The organism is Polaribacter sp. ALD11 (genome assembly GCF_002831685.1).
Taxonomy (GTDB): Bacteria; Bacteroidota; Bacteroidia; order Flavobacteriales; family Flavobacteriaceae; genus Polaribacter.
Map to the genome: position 1 here is coordinate 1602286 of NZ_CP025119.1, position 24821 is coordinate 1627106.

The following is a 24821-nucleotide window of genomic DNA, read 5'->3' on the forward strand; positions in this document are numbered from 1 at the left end:
CTATAAAGGTACAGGCTTTCTCTAACACAAAAAACCACTTCATATAAATGAAATGGTTGTATCTTAATTATAATTTGAAAAGTTATTCTTTATCCAATTTCTTTGTCTGCTGAAACCCAATTAATAAAGCCCCTCCAGCACATAAAAACATAGAGCCTATGTAGGCAACTTCATTTTCAAATCCTAGGTGTTTATATAAAATTGAACCGACAAACATTCCTGTACCAATTCCCATTGCTAATAAACCTAAATTAAGAATTAAAATTTTCCAAAAAGGCGCTGCCTTTCTGTTTTGCTGTCCTTTCATAAAAATTGTGGCATCTACCCCTTTGTCTATTAATGCTAAGCGTTCTTTATTTCTTGTTGAAAAGAATAAATAAAATATTCCAAAAATTATTGCGAATAAAAACATAAATACAATTGCTACTTCCATACTATTATAAATTTAAATGATTAATTTTATTGTGTTTGTAGCTTTGACGAAGGATTTCTATTAAAGGTTACAGAAAGTTTAAACTTTTTAATTTTATTTATTTTTTATATAAATGTGTAACCTTTTTTCATTCTTTACAGTCATACACTAGATGACCAACCAAGACCAATTAATAATACAAAAAGTTCTACAGGGAAACACCAATGCTTTTGCAGAATTGGTAGATGCTTATAAAAATTTAGTATTTACGGTTGCTTTAAAGATGGTTAAAAATAGAGAGGAAGCAGAAGAAGTGAGTCAAGATACTTTTATAAAGGCGTATAAAAATTTATCTAAATTTAAAGGAGATTCTAAGTTTTCTACGTGGTTGTATACAATTACGTATCATAATTGTTTAGACCGGTTTAAGAAAAATGAAAAGGATTATAAAACCGATTCTATAGAAAACATGCTCTCTTTTAATGTCTGTTCTACAGATGATGTTTTAAAAACGATAGAAAGGCAAGATAGAGCAACAATTTTAAAAGACTGTTTAGATGAATTGCCAGAAGAAGAACGAACTATTTTATGGTTTTTTTATTATAAAGAATTAAGTTTGAAAGAGATTGTAAACATAACTCAGTTTTCTGAAGCCAATGTAAAAGTAAAATTACACAGAGGACGAAAACATTTATTATCGATTGTTAAAGAAAAATTTGAACCAGAAATGATAGCGCATTATGGAAAAAAATAAACAACACCTGGAAGAAGATACTTTTTTAAAAAAGTATGTACAAGAAATTGAATTAGACAAAACAAAGGCTGATTTTACCTCTTCAATTATGGATGCAATTCTTACTGAAGAAAAACAATCCGTTTTAAAAACAGTACCATTAATTTCTAAGAAAATATGGTTTATTTCTTTTGGCTTTGTAGCTACTTGTTTATGGTTTTTATTGAAAGGTAAAAGCACCGATACAGTTAATTTTCCTGTACTAGATTATCGTTTTATGCCAAAAGTAGAAATTCCAAACTTGTTTGGTAATATCTCTATATCATCAACAATTATGTTTGCTGTTGTTACCTTTTCTATTTTAGTCTTTGTACAAATTGCATATTTAAAAAATCATTTTAATAAGCAATTCGATTCCTAATTTCTAAAACTTTCTTTGTACTATTTTATGCATGTTTATCGTATTAGAGGTGTTAATATTAAAACCAACCACACCTAAAACCAAACCTTCTTCTGTAATTACTTCCACCTTCCATTCTCCATCAATTATATTATTTTTAAAACTATAGCCTCGATAACCATTATCTCTACCACCCGTAATTTCAAAACCAATTTTATCTAAATTTTGCCACTCATCAGTATTCGTATTATACCATTTCCATTGATGATAAATTTTCTTTTTTAAATCTGTAGGCGCAAATATGGATGTAAATATATATACAGGCTTGTTCAGGTTTCTATTAAAATCAATTTTATGGTCTCGCCAAAAAACATACCATTCATCAACTTCATAAGAAACGGTATAATTGCCATTTTCTATTTTAATATTATGTGCTACCAACCCTTTATCTAATGCCAAAGGAACAGGAGGAATCAACCTAAAATAATAAAATGTATTAATTAACAGATAGATACTAAATATTAAACCAATCATTTTCCATTTTACCATTTCGGTTCTGGTTGAATAACTATTTCGATACACTAGAATAATTAGTAAAAAAGTAGAAATTAAACTTATAAAGCCTGAAATAATAAAAATTTCAGTGCTCATTTTTTTTAAAATAACTGGAACAAAAAAGCTTAAAAAAGTAAAGTTCACAAAATAATAGGCGCCAAACTGAAGGTATTTATTAGAAATTCTTTTTTTAAAAAATTCATTTGCAAACAGTAAAAAAAGAAGAATTAAAAAGAAGGAAGCTGTTTTAGATAAAGAAACACTTCTAGAAAAGTAAATTACATAAGCACTTGTAAGGCCTCCTAAAAAAAACTGAATTCCAAGCGGAAGATAAGCTTCATATTTTCTAAATAAGGTGTTTTTCCATTTGTCTCCATCTACCAAGTTATAAATATAAATACTAATAGTTAATAGTGTCATGTAAGTACACAGAATTACAATATCATAGAATCTGTCTATTCTACCTAACGTAAGAGAATCCCAAACAAAACCACCTATAAAAAATAAAAGTGGTGCATATTTTTGATGTTTTTTTACCTGTTTATAAAAGTAAGATTCTTTATATTTTATTCTTTTCTTAATCATTAAAAACTATTAATTTTATGTATGAAGATAAATAAATTTTATTGATAGAAATATCAGTATTTACTTCTCATATTCCTGTAAAATTACTGTAATACTTTGTATTTTTATCAGACAAAATTAATAATTTTATTTTTCAAATTTAACAAATGAAAATCATAATATCTCCAGCAAAATCTTTAGAATTCGAAAGTGAAGTGCCAACAGATTTACATACACAACCTCGCTTTCTAGAACAATCTAAAAAACTAAACAAGAAATTAAAAACAATTTCTAAAAAGAAGTTATCTGAATTAATGAAAATTTCTGATGATTTAGCTGCACTAAATTATGATAGAAACCAGAGTTGGGAAACTCCTTTTACCAAAGAAAATGCAAAACAAGCTATTTATTCTTTTACGGGTGCCGTTTTTAAAGGAATTGATGTAAACTCTTTATCCGCAGATAAAATACCCGTATTACAAGAACGTTTAAGAATTTTGTCTGGCTTGTATGGTTTACTTAAACCGCTAGATTTAATTCAGCCGTATCGATTAGAAATGGGTACAAAATTAAAAGTAGGCAGCACAGAAAACCTCTATAAATTTTGGAATGATGAACTTGCCAATTCTCTAAATGAAGAATTAAAAGATGATGAATTGTTAGTAAATCTAGCGAGTACAGAGTATTTTAAAGCATTGCCTAAAAAGATTTTAAAAGTACCAATGATTACACCTGTTTTTAAGGATTTAAAAAATGGTGAATATAAAATTGTGATGACCTACGCTAAAATGGCTCGCGGATTAATGGTGCGCTATATTATTGACAACGATGTGAATACTATTGAAGATTTAAAAGGTTTTAACGTTGATAAATATCGTTTTTCTGAAGAAATGTCTACAGAAACTGAATTGGTTTTTACACGTTAAAATGAAAAAGAAAACCCTTCTAAAATTATTAAAAATATCTTTTTGTTTTATTTTGCTTTGTGTTTTTTGCATCTTCTTATCTCATAAATTAGTTCAAAAAAATGCAAAAGAAAAAATATTTTCAGAAACTAAAAATATTCCAAAAAATAAAGTTGGTTTAATTTTAGGAACTTCTAAAACATTAAGAAACGGACAAATAAACCTATATTATAAATATAGATTAAATGCTGCCATTGAATTATTTAAGTCTGAAAAAATCGAGTACATTGTAATTAGCGGAGACAACAGTTCTAAAAATTATGATGAACCTACAGATTTTAAAAATGACCTGATAAAAGCAGGAATTCCAGAAAACAAAATATTTTTAGACTATGCAGGTTTTCGAACTCTAGATTCTGTTGTTAGAATAAAAGAAATTTTTGGTCAGAATTCCGTGACAATTATATCTCAAAAATTTCATAATGAAAGAGCCATTTATTTGGCAGAATACTTTAACATTAAAGCAGTTGGTTTTAATGCAAAAGGTATTTATGGTAAATATGGATTAAAGGTTCAATTAAGAGAGTATCTCGCAAGGGTTAAAGTTTTTGTGGATATACTATGTAATGTAAAACCTAAATTTTTAGGAAAAAAAATAAAGGTAGAATAAATTAACCACGAATAAGCTGTTAACAGGTAGTCTCTACCTGTTAACGGCTTACTAAAACACTAACAATCTGCCAAACCTACATTAACAGCTAAACCTCCTTCAGAAGTTTCTTTGTAATTTTTATGCATATCTTTTGCAGTTTCCCACATGGTATCAATAACCTTATCTAAATGTACCAGAGAGTCCTTCGGGTCGGTTTCTAAAGCAATTTCTGCGGCATGAATTGCCTTTATTGCGCCCATAGAATTTCTTTCTATACAAGGTACTTGCACTAAACCTCCAATAGGATCACACGTTAGACCCAAATGATGTTCCATTGCAATTTCTGCTGCAGACAAACATTGTGCTGGTGTACCACCTAATAATTCTGTTAATGCCCCTGCCGCCATTGCAGAAGAAACACCTATTTCTGCCTGACAGCCTCCCATTGCTGCAGAAATTGTAGCATTTTTCTTAAAAATACTACCAATTTCACCAGCAGTTAATAAGAATTTTTTAATTTGTTTAAAATCTGCTTCGTGATTTTCTATTACCAAATAATACATTAAAACTGCAGGAATTACACCTGCACTTCCGTTTGTTGGTGCAGTTACAACTCTACCTAAAGCTGCGTTTACTTCATTAACAGAAAGGGCGAAACAACTTACCCATTTTAAAATTTCTCTAAACTTTACTTCTGTACTTCTTATGGCAGTAATCCATTCTTTCGGGTTTGTATAGATGGTGTCTTTAATTAATTTTTTATGTGTATCAAAAGCACGTCTTTTTACATTTAGCCCTCCAGGAAGCCTTCCTTCTGTATGGCAACCAATATGCATGCACTCTAACATGGTGTCCCAAATTCTATTCAACTCGAAATCAATTTCATCTGAAGTACGTAATTCCAATTCATTTTTTAAAACTATATCTGAAATTAATAAATTATCTCTCTCACAATATTCTTCTAATTGAATTGCTCTATTAATAGGATATGGAAAATTCTTTTCTGTAATTTCTATTTCTTCTTCTAGATGATCATTTTCTTGCACAATAAAACCTCCACCAATAGAATAATAAGTCTGAGTGGAAATTTCTTCACCTTTTAAAAAACCTCTAAATTTAATTCCGTTTGCATGAAAAGGAAGAAATTCTTTGTTAAATATGATTGAATCCTTAAAAAAAGGAACATTTCTTTCATCATTTAGAGAAAGTAATTCTTTCTCTTTAATGTCGTTAATTATAACACCAATATTTTCAATTGGCACATATTCTGGATCTGCTCCACTTAAACCTAATTGAATTGCCAAATCTGTGGCATGTCCTTTTCCTGTTAAAGAAAGAGAACCATATAAATCGACTTGAATTGCATCAACTAAATGAAATTTTTTATTCTCTTTTAATTTCAGAACCCACTGTTCTGCGGCTCTCCAAGGACCTAATGTATGTGAACTTGATGGACCAACACCAATCTTCAACATATCGAAAACACTAATAAATTGCGACATTCGTAAAAATGATTAAATTATATGCTGTAAATGTAAAAAATCCAACGCAATGAGTTGGATTTTTTTGTATAATTAAAAAAGATATTCTTACATTCCGTAAACTGACTCTTTATCAAACTTTTTAACTAGCATATAGTAGACTACTGCTCTGTACTTTTTTCTTTCAGACTTACCAATTCTTTCCATTACCTCCTCTATACCAGCGTCTAATTCTTTGCTATCTGCCATTCCTAATTTTTTAATTAAGAAATTGTTTTTAACTGTTGCCAATTCTTTAGCATCTGAACCAGAAACGGTTTCTGCATCTACTTTGTAGATAGATGGACCTAAACCTTTTGTTACAGCAGCTAATAAATCGGAATTAGAACGCAAATCTCTATCGTCCATAAATTTCTTGTATAAAGCTACTTTTTCGTCAAATTTACTCATTTTTTTTCAGTTTAATTATTTTTATAAATTTTTGATTCTAAAAGAACTACCCAAATATAGTAAAATAATTTAGGATTTCAAATATTCTTCTACTCATTCGTTTAGACTCTAAAAATGTCAAAATGTCACATATATGTTTCAACAAAAATAATAAAACTGACATTTTCTATAAAAAAAGCAGTTGGCACGTAGTTTGACTAATAGAAACTGTAAAGTTGAATTTTTAAAAAATTAAAATAAATATTATGAGTAAAATAATTGGAATCGATTTAGGAACAACAAATTCATGTGTTTCTGTAATGGAAGGAAATGAGCCAGTTGTAATTCCTAATGCTGAAGGAAAAAGAACTACACCATCTATTGTTGCCTTTGTTGAAGGAGGAGAACGTAAAGTTGGTGACCCAGCTAAAAGACAAGCTGTAACAAACCCTACTAAAACGGTTTATTCTATTAAACGTTTTATGGGAAACAAATTTTCTGAGTCTTCTAAAGAAGCAGGAAGAGTTCCTTATAAAGTAGTAAGAGGAGATAATGATACGCCAAGAGTAGATATTGATGGTCGTTTATATACGCCACAAGAAATTTCTGCAATGGTGTTACAGAAAATGAAAAAAACTGCTGAAGACTATTTAGGAACTGAGGTTACTGAAGCAGTTATTACTGTACCAGCATACTTTAACGATGCACAAAGACAAGCTACAAAAGAAGCTGGTGAAATTGCAGGTTTAACAGTAAAAAGAATGATAAACGAGCCAACAGCTGCTGCTTTAGCTTATGGTTTAGACAAATCTAACGATGATAAAAAAATTGCTGTTTTTGATTTTGGTGGTGGAACTCATGATGTTTCTATCTTAGAATTAGGAGATGGTGTTTTTGAAGTATTAGCTACAGCTGGAGATACACATTTAGGTGGTGATGATGTTGATGAAAAAATAATTAACTGGTTAGCAGAAGAGTTTAAAGCTGATGAAGATTTAGATTTACGTAAAGACCCAATGTCTTTACAACGTTTAAAAGAAGCTGCAGAAAAAGCGAAGATTGAATTATCTTCTTCTGCTTCTACAGAAATTAACTTACCTTATGTTACTGCTACTGCTAGCGGACCAAAACACTTGGTAAGAACATTGTCTAGAGCTAAATTTGAACAATTAATAGATGATTTAGTAAAAAGAACAATAGAGCCTTGTCAGACTGCTTTAAGAAATGCAGATTTAACTATTGATGAAATAGATGAGGTTATTTTAGTTGGTGGTTCTACAAGAATACCTGCTGTACAAGAAGCTGTTGAAAAATTCTTTAAAAAAGCACCAAGTAAAGGTGTAAACCCTGATGAAGTTGTTGCTTTAGGAGCTGCAATACAAGGTGGAGTTTTATCTGGAGATGTTAAAGATGTATTGTTATTAGACGTTACACCTTTATCTTTAGGTATTGAAACTATGGGGAATGTTTTCACAAAATTAATTGATGCAAACACAACTATTCCTACAAAAAAATCTCAAGTATTCTCTACAGCAGTAGACAATCAACCATCAGTAGAAATTCACGTATTACAAGGTGAAAGAGCTATGGCTGCAGATAACAATACTATTGGTCGTTTCCATTTAGATGGTTTACCTCCTGCACAAAGAGGTGTACCTCAAGTTGAAGTAACTTTTGACATTGATGCAAATGGTATTATTAAAGTTTCTGCTTTAGACAAAGGAACAAACAAATCTCACGAGATTAGAATCGAAGCTTCTTCTGGTTTATCTGAAGAAGAAATCGAAAAAATGAAGCAAGATGCAGAAGAAAATGCTGATGCTGATAAAAAAGCAAAAGAAACTGCAGAAAAAATTAATGAAGCAGATTCTATGATTTTTCAAACAGAAAAGCAATTAACTGAATTTGGTGATAAATTATCTGCAGATAAAAAAGCACCAATTGAAGCTGCCTTAGTAGAATTAAAAGCTGCTCATTTATCTCAAGACTTAACTTTAATTGATACTGCTTTAGCAACTATTAATGAAGCTTGGAAAGTTGCATCTGAAGAAATGTATGCTGCTGAGAATGGAGCTAAAGGAGCTGATGCTCAACAAGGTCAACCAGAAGCTGATGCTCAAGGAGATAATGTTGAAGATGTAGATTTCGAAGAAGTAAAGTAAGCAAAATATTGAATTTGTTTCCACAAATTCTTACATATCGCTTATCCCGATTTTCTGCGGGATCTCATAAAGGTTTTCTAAACTTGATTTGAGGTTTATTTAAAAGAAAAGCATATTTTCTTAAATATATAAGAACGCAATCATTAATTTGATTGCGTTTTTTTTTGTTTAAAGAACTAAAAAAGTAAAAACCATTCATTACTGTAAATGCTCCTTTCACTAAAAAAACAAAGATGAAAACCATATAAATTTGTAGATTTATGTCCAAAAAAAGTTTTTGAAATTTATACAACTCTTTTATCTCATATTTCTTGTCCACTTTACTATTAAAGCACAAGAACCAGTATCTATTCATCTTACAGAAAAAGATGGGCTTCCAGATATTGAGTTTTACTCTATGAAAGAAGATTCTAAAGGGTTTATTTGGTTTGCTTCAGATAATGGCCTTCATAGATATGATGGTAAAATTTTCAAACAGTTTTCTCATCCTGATAAAAAGGGAAAATCTTTATTCAATTTAAAACTAGGCCCAAAAGGAAATATTTGGTGTAATAATATTGCTGGTCAGTTTTTCTTTGTTGATGGTGATAAACTAAAGCTTTTTAAAGATTATCAAAAAGAATTAAAGGGACAACTTGCGGATTATAGTTTTTTTAAAAATAATCTTTTAATAAGAAAAATGAATACTATTTTTTGTGTAGATATCGACACAAAAAAAATAGTAAAAACACTTTTTAATATAGGTACCACCAATATTGGAATTCCATTAGCTAACAAATTTTTATTTATAAATGAAAACAACCATGTAGTTCTCTTAGATTCTTTATTTAAAACCTCAAACTTCCCTTTAAAAAGTAAAGAAAAACTAAAATTCTTTACACATTTCACTAAATTTAAAGATCAAACCTTAATTGTTTTTAGAGATAATGTTTTAAACAATTCTCAGTTAATTTTAGTTAATTCAACAAAAAGAAATACTACTGAAATTAAGCTTCCAAAAGAAATTATAAACTCTAAAATAGATAGAGTTACAGTAATAAACAACAATCTATATTTAGCGACAAACAAAGGGGTTTTTATTACTACTTATAAAAATAAAGAATTAAATATTAAAACGCATTATCTAAAAAATGAAATTGTTACAGATATAATAGAAGATAAAAATAATAATGTTTGGGTTTCTACATTAAAAAACGGACTCTACCTTATACCAAATCAACATTTAAAACAATTTAATACTTTTAACGATGTACAGATAATTGAAAAAAAGAACGATTCTGTCTGTTTTTTAGCTAAAAGAGATGGAAATCTGTTAGAACTAAATATATATACCAATACACTAACACCAATTCATCTAAATGATAAAACACCTATAAGAGCTTTAGAGTATAATTCAAAAAACAAAAAACTTTTATACGCATCAGATTATCAAAATTTAATTTATACTGAAAAAAATAATAAAAGAGATTATTTAAATAAGTTAGGAGCAGTAAAATCAGTTGCATTTATAAACGATTCTACATATCTAATAAGTAACCATTCTGGTACAACTATTACTCGTTTAAAAAAAGAAAAAAGAATAACAAATGTTAGATCTCATGAATCTATTTACTCTTCTTTTAATAATAAAATATACTTAGCAGACATAGAAGGTTTAAAAGTTTTCGATAGTAAATACCAGCAACTACCTAGTATAACTTTTAAAAACAAACCTATTTATGGTTTTAATATTATAGAAACTTCTAATGGTATTATTTGGGTGGCCACTTACGATAATGGTATTTTAGGAATTAAAAATGATACCGTTATTTTTAATTTAAATAAAACTAATGGTTTAGCATCTAATGTTATAAACTGCATAGCAGCAGATAATGAAACCTTGTGGATTTCTACAAATAATGGTTTACAATACTATAACAGCATAGTAAATGAAATAAAAAGTCTTACAAAACAAGATGGTATAAATTCTTATAAAATTAAAGATATAGAAGTATTAAAAAACCAAGTACTTTATACGAACAACATGGGTGTTTATGGTTTTAATAAAAACAAAATTTTTAAAGAAAGAGCAACACCAGATATCTATATAACTAATATTTTCATACAAGGAAAACCAGTAGAAGTTAAAAAGAAGTATGTATTAGCACATAACAAAAGTAGTGTAGATATTAGTTTTAATACAAAAGAGTTTCAATCTATAAAACATATATTATATGAATACAAACTTAGCAAAGATAAAACTTGGTCTGCATTAAGAGAAGACGTAGATTTTGTTAAGTTTATTAGCTTAGCACCTGGTAAGTTCCAGTTTCAACTTAGAGCTAAAAATAGGTTTGGTAAAAAATATTCTGAAATAGTAGAAATAAATTTTGAAGTACTTGCTCCTTTTTACCAAAGGTGGTGGTTTTTAATATTAATTACAATTATATTAATTGCACTTGCAGTATTTTACACGCAAACAAAAACAAAACGATTAAAAAAAATACAAGCAAAAGAATTAGAAAAAGAAAGAATAAGTAAAGCTTTAGTTTTTTCTCAATTAGAGAACTTAAGATCTCAGATGAATCCTCATTTTATCTTTAATGCACTAAACTCTATTCAGGATTATATTATTTTAAATGAAAAAAAATTAGCAAGACAGTTTTTAGTAAAATTCTCTAGATTAATTCGCATTTATTTAGAACATAGCCAAGAAACTAATATTACTTTAGAAGAAGAAATTAGAGCTTTAAAACTATATTTAGAATTAGAAAAAGACAGATTTAATGATAATCTTATTTTTTCTATTTCTATTGATGATAATATTCGAACACAATCTACTTATGTGCCTTCTTTATTTATTCAACCTTATGTAGAAAATGCTTTAAAACATGGGTTATTACATAAAGAAAATAACAAGGTTTTAAATTTAAGCTTCTCTTTAAGTTCATCAACAAAAAAAATAATATGCATTATTGATGATAATGGCATTGGAAGAACTGCTTCAGAAAAAATAAAAAGTAGAATTAAATTACCAAAATCTTTTGCTACACAAGCAAATCGAAAGAGAATAGATTTAATTAACTCTACTAATTCAGAAAAAATAGAGATAGAAATAATAGATAAAAAAGATAGTAATAATACACCAGAAGGTACTAAAATAATTATTAAAATACCAATACAATAAGTTTATGAAAGTTTTAATTATAGACGACGAAAGCCATGCAAGAAATGTTTTAGCAACTTTGTTAGTTGAAGAATGCACTGGTGTTAAATATATTTACCAAGCATCTAACCTTAGTGAAGGTGTATCTATTATTAAATCTAAAAAACCCCAATTGGTACTATTAGATATAGAAATGCCACAACAATCTGGCTTAGAAATTTTAGATTATTTTAAAGCAGAACCCATAGATTTTAAAATTGTTTTTACAACTGCTTACAATCAATATGCAATAGAAGCTTTTAAAACCTCTGCTATAGATTATTTATTAAAACCTATAGATTCAGACGAACTTATATCTGCTGTAAATAAAGTAGAAGTAATTTCTGAAAAATCTTTTGTAAAACAGAAAATAATAACTTTAGAAAAATCTTTTCAGCAATTGGCAATTAATAAAATTGCTTTAGAATTACCAAAAGGAATAAAATTTATATCATACGATAAAATACTTTTTTTTGAAGCAGACGGTGTTTATACTAAAGTACATTTAATTAGTGGTACAACAGAAATAATTTGTAAAACATTAAAGCATTTTACAGATCAATTAATTGATAAATCGATGTTTTACAAACCTCATCGTTCATTCTTAATAAATCTAAAATTTATGGATGAACTAGTAAAAAAAGATGGTTTACATGTTGTAATGCAAAACAAAAGAACAATTCCAATAGCTAGGGATAGAAAAGAAGCTTTTTTAGAAATGATAAACCGCATATTTTAATTTCTTTCTTAAAAAAACACCATTCACTAAAAAAATAGTACGGTTCACTAAATAGTTTATAAAACCTTCTAGTACTTTTTTCATTTTTGTTCTAATAAACTAAAAAAAGAAAAAATGAAAACAAAATTATTTTTATTACTACTTTTAATAAGTAGTGTAACATTTGCACAAAACTGGTCTCAAGTTGGTGCTGCACAATTTACCAATTTTGCCTCTGATGGAGCTATTGCAACACACCCAACAACAGGTGAGGCTTATGTTGCAATTATAGAACCTTTAAGTTCTAGTAAAATTTCTGTTCAAAAATTTGATGGTAGTAATTGGGTAGCTCAAGGAGCATTAGTTGGTTTAAATGCAGCAAATATTGCCTTGCAAATAAACCACAACAACAACCAACCAATTGTAGCTTATAGAGACACAACAGATTCTACTTTGTATGTGTATACTTTTGATGGCACAACTTGGACTTTAGAGTTTAACCATAATGTGGTTTTAGCAGACCTTAAAGTACAAATTCAATTTAATACTTCTGGAGATATAAGAGTTTCTGGTTATGAAATAACAAGCAAAAAATTTGTTGTTATTGAAAAAAAATCTGCAGGAACTTTAAATAAATTAAATGGTCCAAAATACAACAGTGAAAATAATGGAAGTCTATTTGATTATAATTCCTTTGATAAATTTTATATCGCCCATAAAGTAGCTCAAACTCGAAATTTGTGGAATATTGCTAAATTATCAATCGATAGTTATGCTGCTACAGATTTTAGAATATCACCAGACACTTATCGTGGAGAAAGTCTTACTTTAACAAATGTTTCTGGAATTTCTGATAATAATTATGTTGCTGCATATGATATTACAAACAAATATGACAGCAACCAGAATCTATACCCTGCAAATGAAATAGTAGTTTATAATGGCAGTACATTTATTAAAAGAATAGATGCAGCTAATGATATTGTACAATTTAGAAAAAACTTTGTAGATAATAAGTTATATATAATGTATGCAGACAAAAACACAGAAAATATTGTTTTTGAAAGCTTTAATTCTTACATAGGTATTTGGTCTACTTTACCAGATACTGGAATAACTAGTAATAGTAGTAACTTTTTTATTAATATGGCAATAGATAAAGTGAATGGTAATTTGTATGCTTTATATTTAGATGGCGTAAAAGCTTCAGTTAGAAAATTCACTATTATTCCTCCTGTAAATCAGCCAATAATTTATGTTGATAAAAATGCGACAGGAAACAACAATGGTAGTTCTTGGGCAAACGCAAGCTCTAGTATTCAATATGCATTAGAAAACATAGGAAGTTTAACAACCGAAATTTGGATTGCAAAAGGAACCTATACTCCAGATGCTTCTGATAGAGCAAAATCTTTCAATATAATCTCTAACAATAGTTTAAAAATATACGGTGGTTTTGCAGGTACAGAAACTTCAATAACACAAAGAGATATTGCAAATAACCCAACCATTTTCTCAGGAGATTTAAATGGAGATGATGCAGGTGCAGTTTCTTTTAGCAATACCACAAAAGCAGATAACAGCTATAATATTGTAAAAGTTGGTGGAGAAGATGTTGTATTAGACGGTATTACTATTGCCAATGCAAACGGAAATGGATCTACAAGTGCATTACAAGAAGGGAGTGCTGTTACGGTATTGCCAAGCGTAAAAAAAATAACATTAAATAATTGTACACTAACAGGAAATGTAGTTACTCGTGCAGGTGTTGTTAGTGCTATAGATGGTACTGGTAATGTAGCTATTACGTTTTCTAACTCAACCTTTAAAAATAATTTAGCAAAATTTTCTACAGTACTTTATAGTAGGCCTAATTCAGCCAGAACACTTACTTTTAATAGTGTAAACTCATTATATGCCAATAATACTGTAGATAACGTTAATGGATCGGGGATGTTTTGGTTTAGAAATGATGCAGGTACTTGTACAATAAATACTTCATTTACCAATGATACTTTTGTTAATAACACCATAAATCGTACTCCTTCCGCAGGAAATGATGTTTCGGTTATAGATATAGGGCAAACCAAAGGAACTATTAAAATAAATGTAGATAACACTATATTTTGGAACAACACAGACGGAAACAGCGCTATAGTTCCTGCAATCGGTAGAAATGGTAATAATGGGTATCCTCCAGTAACAAACATATTAGTTAATAATAGTTTAGATGCAGATGGTTTTTCTAAAGTAACATATAAACAAAATATAGTACTTACCGACCCATTGTTTACAAGTGCTACAGATTTTAGTTTACAAGCAAATTCACCTGCAATTAACACAGGAGATAATGCTAAATTGCCTACAGATATTAATGCAGATATACTTGGTAATTCAAGAATATTTGATACAACTGTAGATCTAGGAGCATATGAATTTGGATCATCTGCAGTTGCAGGAATAGCAACTTTAAGTAAAATAGATTTCTCTGTATATCCTAACCCAACAAACGGAATTGTAAATATTAAAACTGATGAAAATATAAAACTAATAGAAGTATTTAATTTACAAGGTCAAAAAGCAGCTTCTAGTAAATTTAAAAAACTAAATATCAACTCTTTAAATTCAGGAATTTATTTTATTAAAATAACTACAGACAAAAATTTAGTCGGTATCAAAAAAATTGTGAAGAAATAGTATTTCCTCACAGAAAAAGAAAAAGTTATTTAAAACGCAATCATTAATTTGATTGCGTTTTTTTTGTAAAAAAAAAATATTTGAAACCTTTAGGAAGTAATTTAGTAGTATTCGGAAATTATTTAGACTACTTTATTTTTAATAAACTAATTTTTGCAATGCATTAATTTTTTCAATAAAAATGAACAAAAGATTCGTTTATTATTTATTTGAAACTTATTTACTCAAATTAAAAATGTAGTTTTGATTTATTGTGAAGTATATACATCTATTAATTCTTTTAATACTCTTATTTGCAAATAAAAATGCAAAAGCTCAACACCCTATATTTACTCACCTAACAGAGAAAGATGGGTTACCAGATATTGAGTTTTATGATATTGTAGAAGACTCACAAGGTTTTATTTGGTTAGCAGCAAACAAAGGGCTTTTTCGTTATGATGGAAAGGAGTTTAAAAACTACACGCACCCAGATAAACAAGGACTTTCAGTATTTGGTTTAAAAATAGATTCGACAGGTAAGTTATGGTGTAATAATATTTCAGACCAATTCTTCTACATTAAAAATGATGAGCTAATTCTTTTTACAAGTCTAGAGGAAGGAGATAGCAGTAATTTTTTAACTACTTTTTCATTCTATCAAAATAAAATAGTAGTCAGTACAAAATCTGGTTTTATAGAAATTGATATAAATACTTTAAAAAAAACGCGTTTATTTGACAGTAAGACATCTTTTCTTGACTTTCAGGTAAGAAATGATACTGTTATTTTTTTAGAAGGTGACGATTTAAAAATTGTTTCAAAAAATAAAAAAAAAATTATAAAAGAGTCTTTCTATAAATATAATAAGTCTAGTTATAATAAATGGACGTTAAGTTCTTTTAATAAAAAAAACTTAATATACGCTTATAATAGTAATGGCTTAAAACCGAAACCAAAACCGAAGCTATTTTACGAAGAATTTAATCGCTTAAAAGAATTTAGTTTACCAAAGAATCTAGAAAACAATATTGTTATTAAATTTGTTGAAATAGACGATAAGTTGTGGGTATGTACATACGGAGGAGTATTTGTATATCGTTTTAAAAAAGGAAAATTTCAATTAGAAAACACTTATTTTAAAGAGAAAGCAATAACAGGTATTTTAAAAGATAGAAATAATAACTATTGGATTACTAGTCTAAGGGATGGTGTCTATATAATTCCTAATATTAATATTGAAAAATACGATTTAGAACCAAATAAAACCAATATAAGTGCAATGAGTCGTCTTGGAAACAACGCTCTTATTTTTGGTTCTACAAAAGGAGATATTGCTATTTTAAATGTAAAAACAAATAAGCTAAAATTTAAAAAAAATAACTTAAAAGAAAAAGTTTTTTCAATCGCTGAAGGAAGTGAAAAAGTTTTTTTAAGTTTAAATGGATCTTTTTTAATTTATGATAAAAAGAAAGATAAATTTTATAAAGATAAATTGGGGCATAATGCAAAAGACTTATCTTACTTAGGCGACAACCTTTTATTACGACCTTCTCATCAATCTACAACTATTATAAATACAAAAGATAAAAATGTAACTTATTTAAATAGAAATAGGGCATACACCAGTTATTACAATCGTAAAGAAAAAGAAATTTATGTTGGTACTATAACTGGCCTTAAAAAGTACGATGAAGATTATATTTCCTCTAAAATCACGTTTAATAATAAACCGATTTTTGCAATTGATATAGATAAAACCGATGATAGTACTATTTGGATATCTACATTTAAAGATGGATTAATAGGAGTAAAAAAAAATAAAGAAACAATTAATTATACAAATAAAAATGGATTGTTATCAAATAGACTAGGTAAAATAAAAGGAGATGGTAATTTACTTTGGATTTCAAACGATAAAGGTTTACAGGTATTAAATACAATAACAGGTACCTTTAAAAATTTAACTCAAAAAGATGGTTTAAATTCTTTAAATATTTCTGAAATAATTCCTTTTAAAAATGAATTATTTCTTAGTTCCAACAAGGGCCTTTTTAAATTAAATAAAGAAAAAGCATTTAAAAAAAGAACTATTTACGATTTCTATTTTAAAAATATTTTAGTTGACAACGTTGAAGTACCAGAGAAAGAAAAATACGAATTAAATTCAAGTGTAAAAAAAATAGAATTTAACTTTCATAATAATGGTTTTTTATCTGAAGATAATTTAATCTATCAATACAAATTAATAGACGCCTCAAACAACTCTAAATGGAACAATCTTGAAGTAAAAGCAAGTCAATTAATATTTAACAACTTGGCAGCTGATAATTATACATTAAAACTTAGAGCAACTGATATAAACGAGAATAAAACAACTACCATTAAATCTATTAAAATAATAGTTAAACCACCTTTTTATAAGGAATGGTGGTTTAGATTAAGTCTTATTTTGTTGGTAACTGCTATTGTTAGGCACCTTTCTAATTTAAGAGTAAAAAAGATACGATTAAGGCAAAAAGAACTTTTAGAAAAAGAGCAAATCCAAAAACAACTCGTTTATTCAAAGCTAAAAAATTTACAATCACAAATGAACCCTCATTTTACTTTTAACGCTTTAAATTCAATTCAGAATTTAGTTTTAAAAGGAAATAAACATGATGCTTATGATTACTTAACTAAGTTTTCTTTACTGATAAGAGAAAATTTAAATATGAGTGAAAAAAGTTTTGTTACGGTAGAAGAAGAAATAAAAATGCTAACAAAATATCTAGAATTAGAACAGTTAAGGTTTCGTGATAATTTCGAATATGATATAAATTTAATAAATGATATTTCAGAAATAAAAATACCAACAATGATTATTCAGCCTTATGTTGAAAATGCAATAAAACATGGCCTGTTGAATAAGCAAGAAGGTAGACGAAAACTATTGTTAAGTTTTAAAAAATCAGTTACGTCTTTAATATGCATCGTTGAAGATAATGGTGTTGGTATTGAGAAAGCAAAGGAAATTAATAAAAACAAGCAACACTATAAAAAGTCTTTTTCTACAGGTGCAATAGAAGAAAAAATGATTTTTTTAAAAGAATATTATAAAACCGATATAGGTATTACTTACCAAAAAGTACAAGAAGGCACCAGAGTAGTTATAAAAATACCCTATAACTAAAATATTTTTCTGGGAAACTATTTAAAATAGTTCGGAAATTCTATTCTTAAAATTTAAGACTAAAAAAGTAACTTTAACTAAAGTCGCTTTTTCAGTATATTATACACAAGGGTGTTTACACTTATATAAATGAAAATAAATTTCGATAGTATATTTAATATTGGTCTAAATAAAATCAATTCAGTAAAAGAAAATAAAAGAATAAAACTCTTAAACTTTTTTTGTTTTACATGGTGTCTTATGATACCGACAATTACTCTCTTCGACCTATTTTTTAAAAGAGAATTAAAAAGCAGTTTAGTATTACATGGAATTTCTTATGTTATAATATTTTTTATTTTTTATTTTCAAAAGAAAAGATATTACATTATTGCAAGAGTACTGTTTCTATCTGCTATAATAGTAATAACCTATGTTTTTTCTAATTATACAACACCATTAAACCTTATTGAAAATTTTTATTTTATTTATCCCTTAGTGGCACTTATTTTAATTGAAGAGAAATGGATAAATATAAGTATTCTAATACTTTGTTTTATCTTGTATTTTGTTCCTAACTTGTATTTTAAACACTATCCTGAAGGAATGATTTTACCTATATTAGTATTTTGTGCTTTTTCAGGTGCTTTTATTATTCTAAATTACTCTGATAGTATAAATAGAAAAAATGAAAAAGAATTATTAAAAAACAAAAAAGAATTGCAACAGGCTTATTTAGAATTAGAAGAAGCTAAAAAAATTGAATTATCGAATTTCCAATTAAAAGCATTAAAAGCTCAAATGAATCCTCATTTTTTATTTAATGCTATTAACTCAATTCAAAATTTGATTTTAAAAGACAATAAACAAGAGGCTTATAACTACCTTACTAAATTTTCTTCTCTAATGAGAGATAACCTTAACACTAGCGAGAAAAGCTTTGTCTCTTTTAAAAAAGAACTATCTATGTTAAAAAAATATTTAGAATTAGAGAAATTACGTTTCGGAGCATTGTTTACCTACCAAATAATTGGAACAGAAAAAATAGAGAACATAGAAATTCCCTCTATGGTTATACAGCCTTTTATAGAAAATTCTTTAAGATATAGTCTACTTCATAAAAAAGAAGGAAGTAAAAAAATTAGCATCGATTTTTTTCAAGAAGATTTTTTAAAATGTATTATTGAAGACAATGGTATTGGTTTTGAAGCTTTGAAAAATATTAAAAACATTCATCAAAGTAAAGTAGTTACAAATTCCTTAAATGACAACATTAACAAAAGATTAGTTCTATTAAAAGAGCTCTACAATATTGAGATAGATTATACATATGAAGATGTCATAGAAGGCACTAGAGTTATTTTAAAAATTCCTTTTACAAAATAATATGAATGTAATAAATGCAATTATTATTGATGATGAAGTAAATGCGTGCGAAAATTTACGCTATTTATTAACCGAATTTTGTAAAAATATTACAATAGTTTCTGAAGCAAAAAATGTAGACGATGCTATCATTCAAATAAATAAACACAAACCTCAACTTATTTTTCTAGATATAGAAATGCCACAAAAAAATGGCTTTCAACTGTTAGATGCTTTTACCAATATTAATTTTCAAATAATATTTGTAACAGCTTATGATAAATATGCTATTAAGGCTTTTGAAGTTTCTGCTATAGATTACCTTTTAAAACCTATAGATATAAATAGGCTTCAAAAAGCGGTAGAAAAAGTATCTAAATTATTAATTAGTGGAAAAAAAAATAACAAGTTAGACCTCTTAAATGATAACAGAGAAAAAATACAAAAAATCGCAATTCCTTATAAAAGCGATTATGTAATTGTAAACCTTAGAGATATTCTATGTATAGAAGCAGACAGGATGTACACTATAATTCATACAATTAATGGTAAAAAATATGTTGCTGCAAAAAAACTAAGTTATTACGAAGACCTACTTTGTAAAGAACAAGATTTTTTAAGAACACATAGATCATGGATTGTAAATACCTCTGCTATAGAAATGTATTCTAAAAAAGATAAAAAAATTCAATTAAAAAATGAATTTGAAATACCTATTAGTAAAAGTTACAAAGAAAAATTTGAAGCTATTTTCTTCACTTAAAAATACATTCGGAAACTAAAACAAATCACTCGGAACTTATTTAATATTCTTTACAAGCAAATAGCTTTTTTTTACTTCACATTAATCAAAAATAAATGTTATGAAGAAAAAAATACTTATGCTATCGCTATTAATTAGTAGCTTTATGAATGCTCAGTTTCCTACCTCCGATATTCTAGTTCAATATGGGTTTGATAATGGAAGTTTAGTTACAGACGGGGTAAACGGAAATAATTTAACGCATACAGGCACTCCTTTTACAGAAGTTAATGATCGTTTTGGAAATGCTCCAACAAGTGCATTACAGCTTAACGGAAGCTCCTTAAGTAGTAACTTCTCGTTTCCGAATACTACAACAGATACTAGCCTTAGTTTTTGGGTAAAAACAACTACAAACTCTAACGATACAAAGATTATTTTAGAGAAAAGTGCAAGAGCAAGTACTACTGCAGTTGGTTGGGGAGGACTTTCGATAAGACTAGAAGAAGGCAAAATTAGAGTAGAAGCTGGTTATCAATTTACGTATTATAATGGTGCAACATCAGTAGTAAAACATAGTATTCTTTCTAATGCAATTATAAGCGATGGTAACTGGCATCACTTAGTTGTCTCTATTTATAATAGATCAGATAATGTTGGCACTAGTAAAGGTATAAACAATGTTATAAAAATTTACGTAGACGGAACTATAGATAGTAACAACACAAAAAATAACCGCCCAAGAACATTCCAAAATAGACAACTTAAAGTAACCAACGGGCATGCAAATGGAAATCTTTTTGTACTTGGAAATTTAAGAAACGGTGCAGCTCCAAATAATGGCAGATATGAAGATGTTATTGATGACGTACTTGTTTATAAAAGATTACTTACAGATGCAGAAATTAATAGTATTGGAGACTACAATAATTTTTGTAAAGAAATAAGTAACACTTACTTGTCTGCGACTAACATTACAGGTACAAATATGGATGTAAAAATTTCTGGTACACAAACTGTAGATATTGCATACCATAAAGCCTCCGAGCCTTTTTCAAATGCAACTATTACTACAGGTGTTTCTGGTGGATCTACGATTTCTATTTCTAGTACAGTAGCAGAAACTTACAATGTATATATTAGAAAAAATTGTGGAACAGGTAGCTTTTCTACATGGTCTTACCCAGTTGTATTTAAAAACTTAGGATTACCTACTTTTGTAAAATCTGATGCTACAGGCAATAACAATGGTAGTAACTGGGCAAATGCATATACAAATTTAGACAATGCAATTACAAATACACTTGCAGGTGAAGAGATTTGGATGGCAGCTGGTACTTACAAACCTCATACTTCTAATAGAACTGTTTACTACACAATAAATAAAAAAGATTTAAGAATTTATGGTGGTTTTATAGGTACAGAAACAACACGTAATCAAAGAGATTTTATAGCAAACAAAACTATTTTATCTGGTGATTTACAAGCAAATGATGTTAATGTTACCGATTATGCTAATAATTACGCAAATACTACTAGAAATGCAGATAATAGCCATCATATTATTAACGTAACTGCAACAGGAAATAATTTATTATTAGATGGTTTAATTATTAGTGATGCTCATAATAATTTAAGTGGTACAGAAAGAGGTGGTGCAATAGTTAAAGAAAAAACGGTAACGAAATTAAGTATAAAAAACTGTATCATTAAAAACAATGTTTCTAGAAATGACAATGCAGGTTTAATAGCAGAATTCGAATTAAATAACACCTCAGGAGATAGAGGAACTTTAATTATTGAAAACTCTCAATTTATTAACAATATGTCACGTTGGGCAAGTGGTATTTATAGTTTTGTAAGAGCCAATACAAATGTTGATATCACTGTGGCAAACTCTTTGTTTGATGGTAATTTAGCAGGAGATTTAAGTTCAACAGTAAAAGGACTAGGAGGAAGCGCATCTTGGATTAGAGTTATTGACAATACGTCTAACGTTTCACTAAAATTAACAAATAATACGTATGTAAACAATTTAGATTTAGGTACAGACCAATCATTAAACAATTTTAGTAGAGCTACAGTAGCTATTAGTAAACAACCAGGAATTAGTAGTACATTTAATGCAACTGTTAATAACTGTATTTTTTGGGATAATACTACAGTTGGTGGCGCAAAAACAAGATCTATTACAGATTTATACAAAAATCCTTTAAATTCGTTAGTTGTTAATAATTCTATTGATTCCTATAATTTTAATGATGATAGTATAAGTAGTAAAGTTGCAACAGCTACAGCAGATCCATTATTTGTAAGTCCAACAGATTTTTCATTACAAGCAACATCACCTGCAATAAATGCAGGAAATAACATTTATTTTTTCGGAAATACAGACATTTTAAGAAACGATAGAATATTTAACACAACAATAGATATAGGTGCTTATGAATATGGTTCTCCTGTTTCTACGTCAAAAATATTAAAAATAAATTCTATAAATGGATCCGTAACTAGTAATTCAAATCCAAACCCTATAAACGGAGCTTATAATGATGGAAGTGTTGTAGCCTTAACAGCAATACCAAACACTGGATATCAATTTGATGGTTGGTCTGGAAATGCTACAGGAACTACAAACCCAATTAATGTTACTTTAGATGAAGATAAAATAGTTACAGCAAATTTTAGTCAACTAAAACATATATTAACTGTTACATCTACAAACGGAGTAGTAACAAGTAACCCATTTCCAATAAATGGTACTTATATTCATAACACTGTGGTCACCTTAACAGCAACTCCAAATGCTGGATATCAATTTGATGGTTGGTCTGGAGATGTAAGTGGTTACACAAATTCTATTAATGTAACTATGGATGCCGTTAAAAATATAGCAGCTAACTTTAGTATAATCTGTATTTTAAATACACCTGATACTAATTTTAAAAATGCACTATTAAATAATGCCACAAATATTGATTTAAATAATGATGGCCAAATACAATGTACAGAAGCAAATGCTTTTAGTGGAGCTTTAACTATAACTTACAGGAATATTACAGATTTAACAGGAATAGAGGCATTTACAAAAATGACCAAATTTACAGTAGACAGAAACAAATTAACTTCTATAGATTTATCTAATAACACCGCTTTAGTAGAAATCGATTGCTCGCAACAAGCAGCAAGTTTAACAACATTAATATTACCACAAACCGCAACGTTAACTAAGTTAGTTTGTTTTAATAATAAATTAACTGCGCTAGATTTATCTAACACCCCTAATTTAACTGAAGTAAACTGTAGAATAAATCAAATAGTATCTTTAAATACTACTGGTTTAACAAAACTAATAAAGTTAGATGCTCAAATAAATAAGATAACAAGTTTAGATCTTTCTACAAATACAAGCTTAAAAGAATTAGTTTGTAATGATAATGAGCTTACTGCTCTTGATGTTACTTATAATTCATCATTAATAACTCTTCGACTTTATAAAACATTAATTACTAGTTTAGATGTATCTCAAAACCCTGTTTTAACTTATTTATTTATTAGAAATAGTAAATTAATCAATTTAAATGTAGCCAATGGTAATAATTCAAATTTCACTTATATGGGTACAGATGGAAACCCAGATTTAACTTGTATTCAAATAGACGCTGGTTTTACTCCGGCTTCACCAATATGGAACAAAGATATTACCGCTAATTATAGTACAAACTGTAATGCAACAGCAAGTATTTCTGATGAGAATAGAGTTGATTTTTTAATACAACCAAATCCTACAAACGGGATTGTAAATATTAAAATTGATGAAAACATTAGGTCGATTGAAGTTTACAATTTAAGAGGACAAAAAGTAAAGAGTTCTTTAAGTAAAGAGTTAAATATTAGCAACTTAAATTCTGGAATTTACTTTGTTAAAATAACTACAGAAACAAACCAAATAGGAATGAGAAAAATTATAAAAAAATAGGTTCAAAAAAAGAGAGAAAGTATTATTTAAAACGCAATCATTAATTTGATTGCGTTTTTTTAGTTCGTCACTGCAAGAAATGAAATATTCTGTATTATATTTAAACAGATTGCTTCTCTAGTTCCTCTTTCGCAAAAACGTTTTAATTATCTTTGCAAAAAGTAATAACAATTTTGAAAACCTACAACAAAACCAATTTCTTTAAACATACATTTTGTGAATTCAAACAAATAGAAAATTTTGATTTTCCTGAAGACACAAACTATAAAAGTAAATCTGAAAGTATGTATTTTTATACTGATGAAGGTGTGTATAGAAAATCGAATCATTGGGGACGCGTTGCTAATTGCAGATGGAAAATCATTGCAAACGAAGATTATAAAAATCAACAAATAGTTATTGGTTTTGCAAAATGGGCAAACTTCTACCCTATCAATTCAAATGAAAAAATATTTTTTATAACTGTAAATTTTGAAGAAAAAACAGCAGATATTCATCCTAAAAAAACAGGAACAAATAACTTACTTTTTACTTTAAATGAAGCACAACAGAAAGTAAAACAAATAACACATTTATTTAAAGATGATAAATGGACAAAGCATTTCGACCTAGAAGCAAAAGAAATCCGTTTTAAAGTTATTTCTGAATTTATTAGTTCATCTAAAACACTTCAAGAAATAAAGATAAGTTTCAAATAAGAAATCATCACTTTT

At 28.0% G+C, this 24821-nt stretch carries 17 protein-coding genes; 13 read left to right on the forward strand and 4 right to left on the reverse strand.

What is annotated here, in order from left to right; all coding sequences use genetic code 11:
* Positions 1–82: 82 nt before the first annotated feature.
* Entirely contained in the window at positions 83–433 is a 351-nt protein-coding gene (locus CW731_RS07150) for a DUF6249 domain-containing protein (RefSeq protein WP_100946071.1), read from the reverse strand.
* Positions 434–584: 151 nt separating this feature from the next.
* On the opposite strand from CW731_RS07150, the gene CW731_RS07155 reads away from it, so the two are divergent.
* A complete protein-coding gene (locus CW731_RS07155) occupies positions 585–1166 on the forward strand; it encodes an RNA polymerase sigma factor (RefSeq protein ID WP_100946072.1) in 582 nt (193 codons plus the stop codon).
* Positions 1153–1566, forward strand: a complete 414-nt coding sequence (locus CW731_RS07160) for a hypothetical protein (protein ID WP_100946073.1) — start codon at positions 1153–1155, stop codon at positions 1564–1566. The genes CW731_RS07155 and CW731_RS07160 overlap by 14 nt, the downstream gene beginning before the upstream one ends.
* Positions 1567–1569: 3 nt before the next feature.
* Here the strand turns inward: CW731_RS07160 and CW731_RS07165 are convergent, their stop codons facing one another.
* A complete protein-coding gene (locus CW731_RS07165) occupies positions 1570–2685 on the reverse strand; it encodes a DUF2914 domain-containing protein (RefSeq protein WP_100946074.1) in 1116 nt (371 codons plus the stop codon).
* A gap of 146 nt (positions 2686–2831) precedes the next feature.
* On the opposite strand from CW731_RS07165, the gene yaaA reads away from it, so the two are divergent.
* Complete coding sequence (gene yaaA, locus CW731_RS07170; protein WP_100946075.1) at positions 2832–3590, forward strand: peroxide stress protein YaaA; 759 nt, start codon at positions 2832–2834, stop codon at positions 3588–3590.
* 1 nt (position 3591) lies between these two features.
* Positions 3592–4239, forward strand: a complete 648-nt coding sequence (locus tag CW731_RS07175) for a vancomycin high temperature exclusion protein (protein WP_100946076.1) — start codon at positions 3592–3594, stop codon at positions 4237–4239.
* Positions 4240–4298: 59 nt separating this feature from the next.
* Here the strand turns inward: CW731_RS07175 and CW731_RS07180 are convergent, their stop codons facing one another.
* Positions 4299–5723 carry an L-serine ammonia-lyase gene (locus tag CW731_RS07180; protein ID WP_100946077.1) on the reverse strand — a complete coding sequence of 475 codons (1425 nt, stop codon included), beginning with the start codon at positions 5721–5723 and terminating at the stop codon, positions 4299–4301.
* Between the two features lie 87 nt (positions 5724–5810).
* Positions 5811–6152: a DUF2853 family protein gene (locus CW731_RS07185; RefSeq protein ID WP_100946078.1), complete on the reverse strand. Its 342-nt coding sequence runs from the start codon at positions 6150–6152 to the stop codon at positions 5811–5813.
* A 245-nt stretch (positions 6153–6397) separates the two neighbouring features.
* Here CW731_RS07185 and dnaK point away from each other — a divergent pair, with 245 nt between their 5' ends.
* The 9 genes from dnaK to CW731_RS07235 all read left to right on the forward strand — a co-directional run bounded on the left by dnaK (position 6398) and on the right by CW731_RS07235 (position 24806).
* Positions 6398–8293, forward strand: coding sequence for a molecular chaperone DnaK (gene dnaK, locus CW731_RS07190; RefSeq protein WP_100946079.1), 1896 nt, complete (start codon positions 6398–6400; stop codon positions 8291–8293).
* Between the two features lie 277 nt (positions 8294–8570).
* Complete coding sequence (locus CW731_RS07200) at positions 8571–11459, forward strand: histidine kinase (protein ID WP_100946081.1); 2889 nt, start codon at positions 8571–8573, stop codon at positions 11457–11459.
* Between the two features lie 4 nt (positions 11460–11463).
* Positions 11464–12216 (forward strand): LytTR family DNA-binding domain-containing protein, encoded by a 753-nt coding sequence (locus CW731_RS07205; protein ID WP_100946082.1) that lies wholly within the window; start codon positions 11464–11466, stop codon positions 12214–12216.
* Positions 12217–12330: 114 nt separating this feature from the next.
* The gene (locus tag CW731_RS07210; RefSeq protein WP_100946083.1) at positions 12331–14892 is read left to right on the forward strand and encodes a T9SS type A sorting domain-containing protein; all 2562 of its coding nucleotides are present in this window, start codon (positions 12331–12333) and stop codon (positions 14890–14892) included.
* 253 nt (positions 14893–15145) lie between these two features.
* A complete protein-coding gene (locus CW731_RS07215) occupies positions 15146–18043 on the forward strand; it encodes a histidine kinase (protein ID WP_100946084.1) in 2898 nt (965 codons plus the stop codon).
* A gap of 585 nt (positions 18044–18628) precedes the next feature.
* Positions 18629–19408, forward strand: coding sequence for a sensor histidine kinase (locus tag CW731_RS15565; RefSeq protein WP_157812203.1), 780 nt, complete (start codon positions 18629–18631; stop codon positions 19406–19408).
* A gap of 1 nt (position 19409) precedes the next feature.
* Positions 19410–20150 carry a LytTR family DNA-binding domain-containing protein gene (locus CW731_RS07225; RefSeq protein WP_100946086.1) on the forward strand — a complete coding sequence of 247 codons (741 nt, stop codon included), beginning with the start codon at positions 19410–19412 and terminating at the stop codon, positions 20148–20150.
* A gap of 100 nt (positions 20151–20250) precedes the next feature.
* A complete protein-coding gene (locus tag CW731_RS07230; protein WP_100946087.1) occupies positions 20251–24108 on the forward strand; it encodes a T9SS type A sorting domain-containing protein in 3858 nt (1285 codons plus the stop codon).
* A gap of 173 nt (positions 24109–24281) precedes the next feature.
* Positions 24282–24806: a hypothetical protein gene (locus tag CW731_RS07235; protein ID WP_100946088.1), complete on the forward strand. Its 525-nt coding sequence runs from the start codon at positions 24282–24284 to the stop codon at positions 24804–24806.
* Positions 24807–24821 lie beyond the last annotated feature (15 nt).

Excerpts from the sequence above, each read along its gene's own strand:
- CW731_RS07150 (WP_100946071.1), bottom strand. The coding sequence starts at position 433 with ATGGAAGTAGCAATTGTATTTATGTTTTTATTCGCAATAATTTTTGGA.
- CW731_RS07155 (WP_100946072.1), top strand. The coding sequence starts at position 585 with ATGACCAACCAAGACCAATTAATAATACAAAAAGTTCTACAGGGAAAC.
- CW731_RS07160 (WP_100946073.1), top strand. The coding sequence starts at position 1,153 with ATGGAAAAAAATAAACAACACCTGGAAGAAGATACTTTTTTAAAAAAG.
- CW731_RS07165 (WP_100946074.1), bottom strand. The coding sequence starts at position 2,685 with ATGATTAAGAAAAGAATAAAATATAAAGAATCTTACTTTTATAAACAG.
- yaaA (WP_100946075.1), top strand. The coding sequence starts at position 2,832 with ATGAAAATCATAATATCTCCAGCAAAATCTTTAGAATTCGAAAGTGAA.
- CW731_RS07175 (WP_100946076.1), top strand. The coding sequence starts at position 3,592 with ATGAAAAAGAAAACCCTTCTAAAATTATTAAAAATATCTTTTTGTTTT.
- CW731_RS07180 (WP_100946077.1), bottom strand. The coding sequence starts at position 5,723 with ATGTCGCAATTTATTAGTGTTTTCGATATGTTGAAGATTGGTGTTGGT.
- CW731_RS07185 (WP_100946078.1), bottom strand. The coding sequence starts at position 6,152 with ATGAGTAAATTTGACGAAAAAGTAGCTTTATACAAGAAATTTATGGAC.
- dnaK (WP_100946079.1), top strand. The coding sequence starts at position 6,398 with ATGAGTAAAATAATTGGAATCGATTTAGGAACAACAAATTCATGTGTT.
- CW731_RS07205 (WP_100946082.1), top strand. The coding sequence starts at position 11,464 with ATGAAAGTTTTAATTATAGACGACGAAAGCCATGCAAGAAATGTTTTA.
- CW731_RS07210 (WP_100946083.1), top strand. The coding sequence starts at position 12,331 with ATGAAAACAAAATTATTTTTATTACTACTTTTAATAAGTAGTGTAACA.
- CW731_RS15565 (WP_157812203.1), top strand. The coding sequence starts at position 18,629 with ATGATTTTACCTATATTAGTATTTTGTGCTTTTTCAGGTGCTTTTATT.
- CW731_RS07225 (WP_100946086.1), top strand. The coding sequence starts at position 19,410 with ATGAATGTAATAAATGCAATTATTATTGATGATGAAGTAAATGCGTGC.
- CW731_RS07230 (WP_100946087.1), top strand. The coding sequence starts at position 20,251 with ATGAAGAAAAAAATACTTATGCTATCGCTATTAATTAGTAGCTTTATG.